9 protein-coding genes are annotated in these 8,454 nt (G+C 37.0%); all 9 read left to right on the top strand.

Going from position 1 to position 8,454, the window contains the following annotated elements; genetic code table 11:
- The coding region (moaC, locus tag RTP52_RS08330; protein WP_312370491.1) for a cyclic pyranopterin monophosphate synthase MoaC at positions 1-397 on the top strand (397 nt) is incomplete at its 5' end.
- A gap of 94 nt (positions 398-491) precedes the next feature.
- Positions 492-1,490, top strand: a complete 999-nt coding sequence (gene moaA / locus RTP52_RS08325; protein ID WP_312370489.1) for a GTP 3',8-cyclase MoaA — start codon at positions 492-494, stop codon at positions 1,488-1,490.
- Between the two features lie 5 nt (positions 1,491-1,495).
- Positions 1,496-2,431 carry a molybdopterin-binding protein gene (locus tag RTP52_RS08320; protein WP_312370486.1) on the top strand — a complete coding sequence of 312 codons (936 nt, stop codon included), beginning with the start codon at positions 1,496-1,498 and terminating at the stop codon, positions 2,429-2,431.
- Between the two features lie 138 nt (positions 2,432-2,569).
- Positions 2,570-3,433 (top strand): molybdate ABC transporter substrate-binding protein, encoded by an 864-nt coding sequence (gene modA, locus RTP52_RS08315; RefSeq protein ID WP_312370485.1) that lies wholly within the window; start codon positions 2,570-2,572, stop codon positions 3,431-3,433.
- A gap of 56 nt (positions 3,434-3,489) precedes the next feature.
- Complete coding sequence (gene modB, locus RTP52_RS08310; protein WP_312105959.1) at positions 3,490-4,155, top strand: molybdate ABC transporter permease subunit; 666 nt, start codon at positions 3,490-3,492, stop codon at positions 4,153-4,155.
- A gap of 58 nt (positions 4,156-4,213) precedes the next feature.
- The gene (locus tag RTP52_RS08305; RefSeq protein WP_312370483.1) at positions 4,214-5,365 is read left to right on the top strand and encodes a sulfate/molybdate ABC transporter ATP-binding protein; all 1,152 of its coding nucleotides are present in this window, start codon (positions 4,214-4,216) and stop codon (positions 5,363-5,365) included.
- 249 nt (positions 5,366-5,614) lie between these two features.
- Positions 5,615-6,649: an XdhC/CoxI family protein gene (locus RTP52_RS08300; RefSeq protein WP_312370481.1), complete on the top strand. Its 1,035-nt coding sequence runs from the start codon at positions 5,615-5,617 to the stop codon at positions 6,647-6,649.
- 26 nt (positions 6,650-6,675) lie between these two features.
- Positions 6,676-7,698 carry a selenide, water dikinase SelD gene (selD, locus tag RTP52_RS08295; RefSeq protein WP_312370478.1) on the top strand — a complete coding sequence of 341 codons (1,023 nt, stop codon included), beginning with the start codon at positions 6,676-6,678 and terminating at the stop codon, positions 7,696-7,698.
- 149 nt (positions 7,699-7,847) lie between these two features.
- On the top strand, positions 7,848-8,454 hold a 607-nt coding region (yedF, locus tag RTP52_RS08290), incomplete at its 3' end, for a sulfurtransferase-like selenium metabolism protein YedF (RefSeq protein WP_312370475.1).

Genomic DNA, 8,454 nt, shown 5'->3' with positions numbered 1-8,454 from the left:
AAGAATTAAAGTTAGCAAAGAATGTTTCGAGGCAGTAAAACTTGGTACAGCAAAAAAAGGTGATGTTCTTGGTGTCGCTAGAATTGCAGGAATTATGGGAGCAAAGAAGACTTCTGACCTGATTCCGTTATGCCATATAATAAACCTTACTAAGGTATCTATAGAGTTTCTTATGATTGAGGATAGCCTTGAGATTGAAGCTTCCTGTACTGTAAAGGTTTCAGGGAAAACAGGTGTAGAAATGGAAGCTATGACGGGAGTAAGCGTAGCGTTATTAACGATTTACGATATGTGTAAAGCCATTGACAAAACAATGGAGATTGGCTCTATTTATCTTGCTGAAAAGTCTGGCGGGAAAAGTGGGTATTTTAACAACCGTAAAGATAGAAGTGAATAAGCCCAAAAGTAAAGTTTTCGCCAGCAATTTATGATACTCTACAAGCTTGACAGGCATTATACAAAGGCGCTAACGCGTTAGAATAGAGGTTAGAATGATTGACCAATATAAAAGATCAATTGATTATATGAGAATTTCAATTACAGATAGATGTAATTTAAGATGTACTTATTGTATGCCAGAAGATGTAGAAAAGTTGGAACATGATTCTATATTAACATACGAAGAGATTCTTCGAATTTGTCGAAGTGCTTCGACACTTGGAATCCGAAAGATTAAAATCACGGGTGGCGAGCCTTTGGTTCGTAAAGATTCTGTAAAATTAATGGCAGATATAAAAGCTATCCCAGGTATAGAATATGTTACGTTAACAACCAATGGTGTACTTTTAGAAGAACATGTGGAGGAGTTAGCAAGGATACCACTAGATGGTGTTAATGTTAGTCTTGATACGTTAAATCCAGATACTTTTAGGAACATCACAAGGCGAGATGAATTTCTTAAGGTATGGAATGGATTACAGAAAATAATAAAATCTGGCATTCCTACAAAGATAAACTGTGTTCCGCAAAAAGGTGTGAATGAAGAAGAACTTATGGACATCGCAGAATTAGCAGTTAAGTTACCTGTGGATGTTCGTTTTATAGAAATGATGCCGATTGGTTACGGGAAAGAATTCGAGCCAATCAAGGGTGAAGACATTAAAAGTAGAATTAAAGAAAAGTATCCAAATATAATCAGCCAGAAAATGAGGAGAGGATTTGGCCCAGCGGAGTATATTATTTCTGATGAATGGATGGGGAACATTGGATTTATTAGTGCAATCAGTCATAAATTCTGTTCCTCCTGCAATAGAGTTCGCTTAACTTCCAAAGGTTTTTTAAAATCCTGCTTATGCTATGGCGATGGAATTGATTTAATGGCAGCTATGCGAAGTGGTGCTACTGACACGGAATTAACGAGCTTGCTATCGAAAGCAATTGAAAAGAAACCATTGGAACACAACTTTGAAAGACATAATAAGGACTCTAATAGCCAGGCGCAAGATTTTGATAATATGGAAAAAAGTGAAATGTTTAAAATAGGAGGCTGACACGAATGGGAAAAGTGAAAGCAATATGCATAAGCGAACGCCGCGGTACGTCGAAGCATTGTATCGATAAGGCAGATTTGACAAAAGACTGGGGTATTGTAGGAGATGCTCATGGTGGAAATTGGCATAGACAAATTAGTTTACTATCGTTTGATAAAATAGAAGACTTTAGAAAAAAAGGTGCTGAGATAGATTTTGGAGCTTTTGGTGAGAATCTGGTAGTAGAAGGCTTTGATTTTAGAACCCTTCCAGTAGGAACGAGATTTCAGTGTAATGATGTAGTACTTGAAATGACCCAGATTGGGAAGGAATGTCATACACATTGCCAGATTTATCATAAGATGGGCGACTGCATTATGCCAAGAGAGGGTGTCTTTGCTAAGGTTATTGCAGAAGGGACAATCGGTGTAGGCGATGATATGAAAATGTTAGAGCCAAGGGAAGACAGACCGTTTCAGGTAGCCGTTATTACATTAAGCGATAAGGGATTTAAAGGAGAGAGAGAAGATAAAAGCGGACCTCTTCTTGTGTCTATATTAGAAGAGCAAGGATATGAAGTAGTGGAATCTGTTATTTTACCTGATGTACAGTCTCGTATTGAGAAGGAGCTAATCAGATTATCCGATGGAAGACAGGTGGACTTGATCTTAACAACAGGCGGTACTGGATTATCCTTAAGAGATGTTACTCCAGAGGCAACCCTAGCTGTTGCTACAAGAAATGTTCCAGGGATTTCAGAAGCAATTCGCGCCTACTCCATGGAAATTACCAAAAGAGCTATGTTAAGCCGTGGTGCTTCTGTTCTACGTAATCATACGCTAATCATAAACTTACCTGGTAGTCCTAAGGCAGTGAAAGAAAGTATGGATGTTATTTTATCAGAGTTAGAGCATGGGCTTAAGATACTAAAAGGATCCGCTTCAGAATGCGCTAGACAATAAACAAGAAAATACACTTCGCGAACGTTTCCACATAGGTGCAAGGAATACTAAGATAAAGACTTCCTAAGGGAAAACTATCAAGGTACAAAATAAGAAGTAAACCATGATAGATGGGTTTGAAAATGAAAGGGTATAGGAATGAAGAAAAGAATATTAAGTTTAATTTTAGTAATTAGTATGATGATTTTGGCTATGGGATGTGCTAAGAAATCCGATGGTGGTTCTAAGGAAGACGGTAATAATTCTAATAATACGAATCAATTGGAAAATCAAGGCAACAAGGAAACTGATTCAGAGGAAACAAATAAAGAGCCAGTAACTATTTTAGTGGCAGCAGCAGCTAGTATGCAACCATCCTTAGAAGAATTAAAGTTAATGTTTCAGGATAAGTATCCATGGATAACAGTAGAAGGTACTTATGATAGCTCAGGAAAGTTACAAACTCAAATAGAAGAAGGATTGGATGCGGATGTTTTTTTATCAGCGGCAATGAAACAAATGAATGCTTTAAAAGAGAACAGTATGGTAGAGGAAGAAGCAATCGTTCCGTTATTAGAGAATAAGGTTGTTCTAATCGTTCCGGAAAACGTAGAATCAAAAGTAACAAGTTTTGATGATATTTTAAATGCAGAAAAGATTGCGATTGGTGATCCAGCTAGTGTACCTGCAGGTCAATATGCAAAAGAAATCTTTGATAGTTTAGGAATCTTTCATAAGGTAGAAGAGAAGGCAAGTCTTGGTACGAATGTAACTGAAGTATTAAATTGGGTTGCGGAAGGAAGTGCAGATGCAGGTGTTGTATATGCAACGGATGCAGCAACAACAGATAAAGTAGTTGTAGTAGCAAATGCACCGGATGGAACTTTAAAAGATCCAGTAATTTACCCAATCGGTATTGTTAGTGCTTCACAGAAGAAAGAAGCTGCTAAACTTTATGTAGAATTCCTTCAAAGTGAGGATGCAAAAGCAATATTTGAAAAGTACGGATTTTTAGCTAAGTAAGGAGTTCGTACAAAATAAAAATATTTCATAATTGCGTTGACAGAGTGGAGATAAACATGGATTATTCACCTATTTGGATTTCTCTAAAAACAGCATCTCTTAGCATTGTGATAACCTTTTTCCTTGGATTAGCTGCAGGGAGAATGGTATATGCTATGAGAAACGAAAGAATAAAGATTATCATTGATGGGATATTTACCCTTCCTATGGTGCTGCCACCTACGGTAGCGGGTTTTTTCCTTCTCTATATTTTTGGTGTAAAACGGCCTATCGGTGAATTCTTGCTTCATCAGTTTGCCTTTAAAATCACTTTTTCCTGGTGGGCCACTGTATTAGCGGCTGTCACCATTTCGTTTCCATTGATGTACCGGTCTGCCAGAGGAGCCTTGGAACAAGTAGATATTAATTTGGTTTATGCAGGTAGAACACTTGGGATGTCAGAATGGAAAATATTTCGAAGCATAGTCTTACCGAATGCATTACCAGGAATTTTGTCCGGTGCCATCCTATCCTTTGCAAGAGGACTGGGAGAGTTTGGAGCAACGGCTATGATAGCGGGCAATATCGCTGGAAAGACGCGTACGCTTCCAATTGCCGTATATTCGGCAGTTGCTGCTGGCGATATGAATCTTGCTTATCGTTATGTCATTATTTTAGTGTTAATATCATTTATTATGATTGCTTTTATGAACTATTTATCATTAAATAAGAGAAAAAAGTAGACAGAATCACAATATTAAAAATCATATAAGGCATAGATACGCCGGAATAAAGGTTAAGATGAGTTTAATTGTTCACATTGAGAAAAAATTAAAAAATTTCACCTTAAAGGTTGATTTTGAATCAAAGGAATCCTGTTTAGGAATCCTCGGAGCCTCTGGATGCGGTAAAAGTATGACTTTAAAATGTATTGCTGGTATTGTTACCCCAGAGAAAGGTTATATTGAGCTGAATGGGAAAGTTCTTTTTGATTCTGATAAGAAGATAAATCTTAGCCCACAACAGAGGAAGGTGGGGTATTTGTTTCAAAATTACGCATTATTTCCTAATATGACGGTCTATGAGAACATTGGTGTTGGAATAAAAGCGTCCAAAAGAGAGAAGGACAGCATAATATTAAAAATGATTGAAAATTTTAAGCTTGAGGGTTTAGAAGATCAATATCCAAGTAAGCTCTCAGGCGGACAACAGCAAAGAGTTGCACTGGCAAGAATGCTTGCATACGAGCCTGATGTATTGTTATTTGATGAACCATTTTCAGCGATGGATAGCTACCTTAAGGAAGAACTACAGATTCTATTGAGTGATTTATTAAATGAATACCATGGTGACGCAGTTATGGTAACGCATAGCCGAGATGAAGTGTATCGTTTTTGTAAAGATATCATTGTACTTGACAGTGGGAAAATACTAGAGTTTGGAGAAACGAAAAAAATCTTTGCGAATCCACGAAAGGTTCAGACTGCAAGGCTAACTGGTTGTAAAAATATTTCCCGTGCAATTAGAATATCTGATAACCAGGTAGAGGCTTTGGATTGGGGATGTCTGTTTACTGTTAAGTCACAAATTCCAGAGAAAATAACTCATATCGGTATTAGAGCACATGCTTTAAAAGCATGCCATGAGCCTATGGATAAAAGAAATCTATTACCGGGTATGATTTACAAAATTGCGGAAGCTCCTTTTGAGTGGAATGTGCTGGTTCAGATAGAAGACAATAAGAATGATACTAAGAAAGATATTAAGACAATAAGTAGAGCTAAGCTGTTTGATGAAACATTGGTAGAAGAAAAGAATCTTTTCAATCTAACCAACCAAAAAGACCCTGTTATCTTGTGGAAAATCAGTAAAAGTGGGTTAAGTAGTAGTTTTCATGAAAATGCTCCGATTTACCTGACAGTAGCTCCAGAAGATATTCTTCTACTGGAATAATTTTTATATAAATATAAAGCTGTAAGGATGATATAAGAATGATTCATTTCGTGGTTAAGAGGTTGAAAAAAAACTCTCAATAACAGAAGATTATCTCTGTGTAATGCTTGGTATAGACTTCATAAATTATAAGACACGCAAAAATGAAGGAAAACGTGCGCAAGAATGAGTGCACAAGAATGAAGGAAAACATACACAAGAATGAAGGAATACATGCGCAGGAATGGAGGCGTAAAATGGAGGCGTAAAATGGGTAAGAATATATATAATGAAATTTTGGATAATGTTCATATTGGAAGAAAAGTATGTATGGTCTCTAATCTTTTTGGGGTAGAAGGAAAAATCGGTACTGATTTGAATAAGGGATTGGTTTATAGCTCCAATGAAGACAGGATAATTCAACAATCCTTAGAGGAGGGCGTACCACAATATGTAAAACAAGGGGAAGAGCAAACGATCGCAGAGCCTTTTTACCCAGAGGAACGTTTAATTATTCTTGGAGGCGGTCATATAGCAGTTCCTCTTGTAGAATTTGCATCAAAAACAGGTTTCCAAGTAATTCTTGTGGATGATAGACTTATGTTTGCCAATACGGGGAGGTTTCCACTTGCGAAACGGGTTGTTTGCGATAATTTTGAGCATGCCATCGATGAATTAAAGATAAGAGAATCGGATTATGTAGTGATTATCACGAGAGGTCATCGCTATGATAGTACTTGTTTAAAAAGTATATGTCAGGGGGAGGAACCAAGCTACGTTGGTATGATAGGATCTAGAAGACGTACTGCAATTGTAAAAGAAACTCTAGAAACAGAAGGATGCGATCAAGGCCGATTATGTAGGGTTCATACACCAATAGGCTTGGCGATTGGAGCAATCACACCGGAAGAGATAGCGATTTCAATCTTAGCTGAATTAATTTCTCATAAGAGATTAGGTGCGCTAGATACAAAAAAGAGAAATTGCTCTGATATGGATTATGAAGTATTACAAGTATTAGCAGAGGAATCTGATGTTCCGAAAGCAATTATCACTGTCGTACACACCAAAGGATCTGTACCAAGAGGAGCTGGTGCCAAAATGATTGTTTACAGAGATGGTATGATTCTAGGAAGTATAGGCGGAGGTTGTAGCGAAGCTGCAGTGATAGGACAAGCAAGGCAAATGATTGGTTCTAATACATTTAAAATGGTTGATGTTGATCTAACCGGAGATGCGGCGGAAGAAGAAGGAATGGTTTGTGGCGGTATTATGACTGTATTAATTGAAGATTATATATCATAATTACCCAAATGGTTAGGAGCTTAGAAATGGAAAAAGAAATTGTATTTTGCAAAGGCGGTGGTTGTACCGCTAAATTAGGGCCTGAAGTGTTAAAGCATGTGCTTGATAAAATACCAAAGGCAAAGGATCCTAATCTATTGGTCGGTTTTGAAGGGTCAGATGATGCTGCAGTATATCGGATTTCAGACGATATAGCGATTGTACAGACGTTAGATTTTTTCCCTCCTATGGTTGAAGATCCTTATATATTTGGACAAATCGCAGCTACCAATGCGTTAAGCGATATCTATGCTATGGGTGGAGATGTAATAACAGCCCTTAATATTGTATGTTTTCCAGAGAAGATGGATTTAAATATATTAGGTAAGATTTTAACTGGTGGTAATGATAAAGTGATGGAGGCAGGTGGAATCCTTGCGGGCGGCCACTCGATAACAGATGCAGATGTAAAATATGGTCTATCAGTTACAGGTACCATTCATCCTGATAAAATTTTAAAAAATTCAGGAGTAAAGCCGAACGATAAGCTAATACTTACCAAGCCTCTCGGAGTTGGAATTATAGCGACTGCGGGTAGAGTAGGAGAAGCTACCGTGGAGGCGATGGATAAGGCTATAAAATCAATGACTACTTTAAATAAATATGCTTCTCAAATTATTAGAAAATACGAGATTCATGCATGTACCGATGTTACCGGATTTGGGCTCTTAGGACATCTTCATGAAATGCTACAAAACGAATATACTGCTGTAATTGAAAGTAAATCAGTTCCTTATATCAAAGAAGCCTACGATTATGCTAATGAATTTTTATTAACTGCAGCTGGTCAAAGAAACCGTAATTTTGTTGAAAGCTTTATTGATTTTGAAACAGATGATTTTGCTATGCAAGAAATCCTGTTTGACCCCCAGACGTCAGGAGGGCTTTTATTTAGTGTAAGACCTGAGGATGCAAGTAAGATATTAGAAGAGCTTGAAAGTCTAGAGATGCCTTGTGGGATCATCGGAGAGATTACGAAGTTACAAGAGAAGGAAATTATAATAAAGTAACACGCTCCCAATTTATTAGTCAAGAACTGAAGTTTTATTATAGTAAGGAATTGTTTGTATTGCTAAATTTGATTTACAGAAAGATAATAAGAGTGAAAGATTTTTCGAACTCCACTCAGCGCAAAGAACAGCGCGGAAATGAGGTTATAATGAGAAAATCAATTGATGCAAGAGGAATGCAATGTCCTCTTCCTGTTATAGAGACTAAAAAAGCATTAAAAGATCTTACCGATGGTATGGTTGAAGTTTATGTAGATAATGAGATTGCTGTTCAAAATCTAGTGAAAATGGCTAAACAGATGAAACTAAAGTTCTCTTCTGAAAAAATTGCACAGGATCATTATGCTATAAGTATAGAAATAGCGAATCAAGAAAAAGTAGTTGTTAATCATCAAAACAATAATTCTAACCAAGATGTTCAGATGAACTCTAGTCAAGATGTTCAGAGTAACCCTAGTCATAATGTTCAGAGTAATTCTAGCCAAGAGGTTACGTTAGTTTCTACAAAAGAACTATGTAATCCAGATACTAGAGAGGAATCTACTATTATTGTATTGTCCTCGGATCATATGGGAGAAGGGAGTGAGCAACTTGGTAAAACCTTAATGAAAGGATTTATCTATGCGCTCACAGAATTAGAAAAGCTTCCAGAGAAGATTATACTTTATAATGGCGGAGCGAAACTATCGGTAGAAGGCTCGGATTCCTTACAAGATTTAAAACTCTTAGAATCCCAAGGAGTTGAAATATTAACCT

The organism is Lachnoclostridium sp. (genome assembly GCF_031997925.1).
Lineage (GTDB): Bacteria > Bacillota > Clostridia > Lachnospirales > Lachnospiraceae > Lachnoclostridium.
This window is presented reverse-complemented; position numbering and strand designations above follow the sequence as displayed.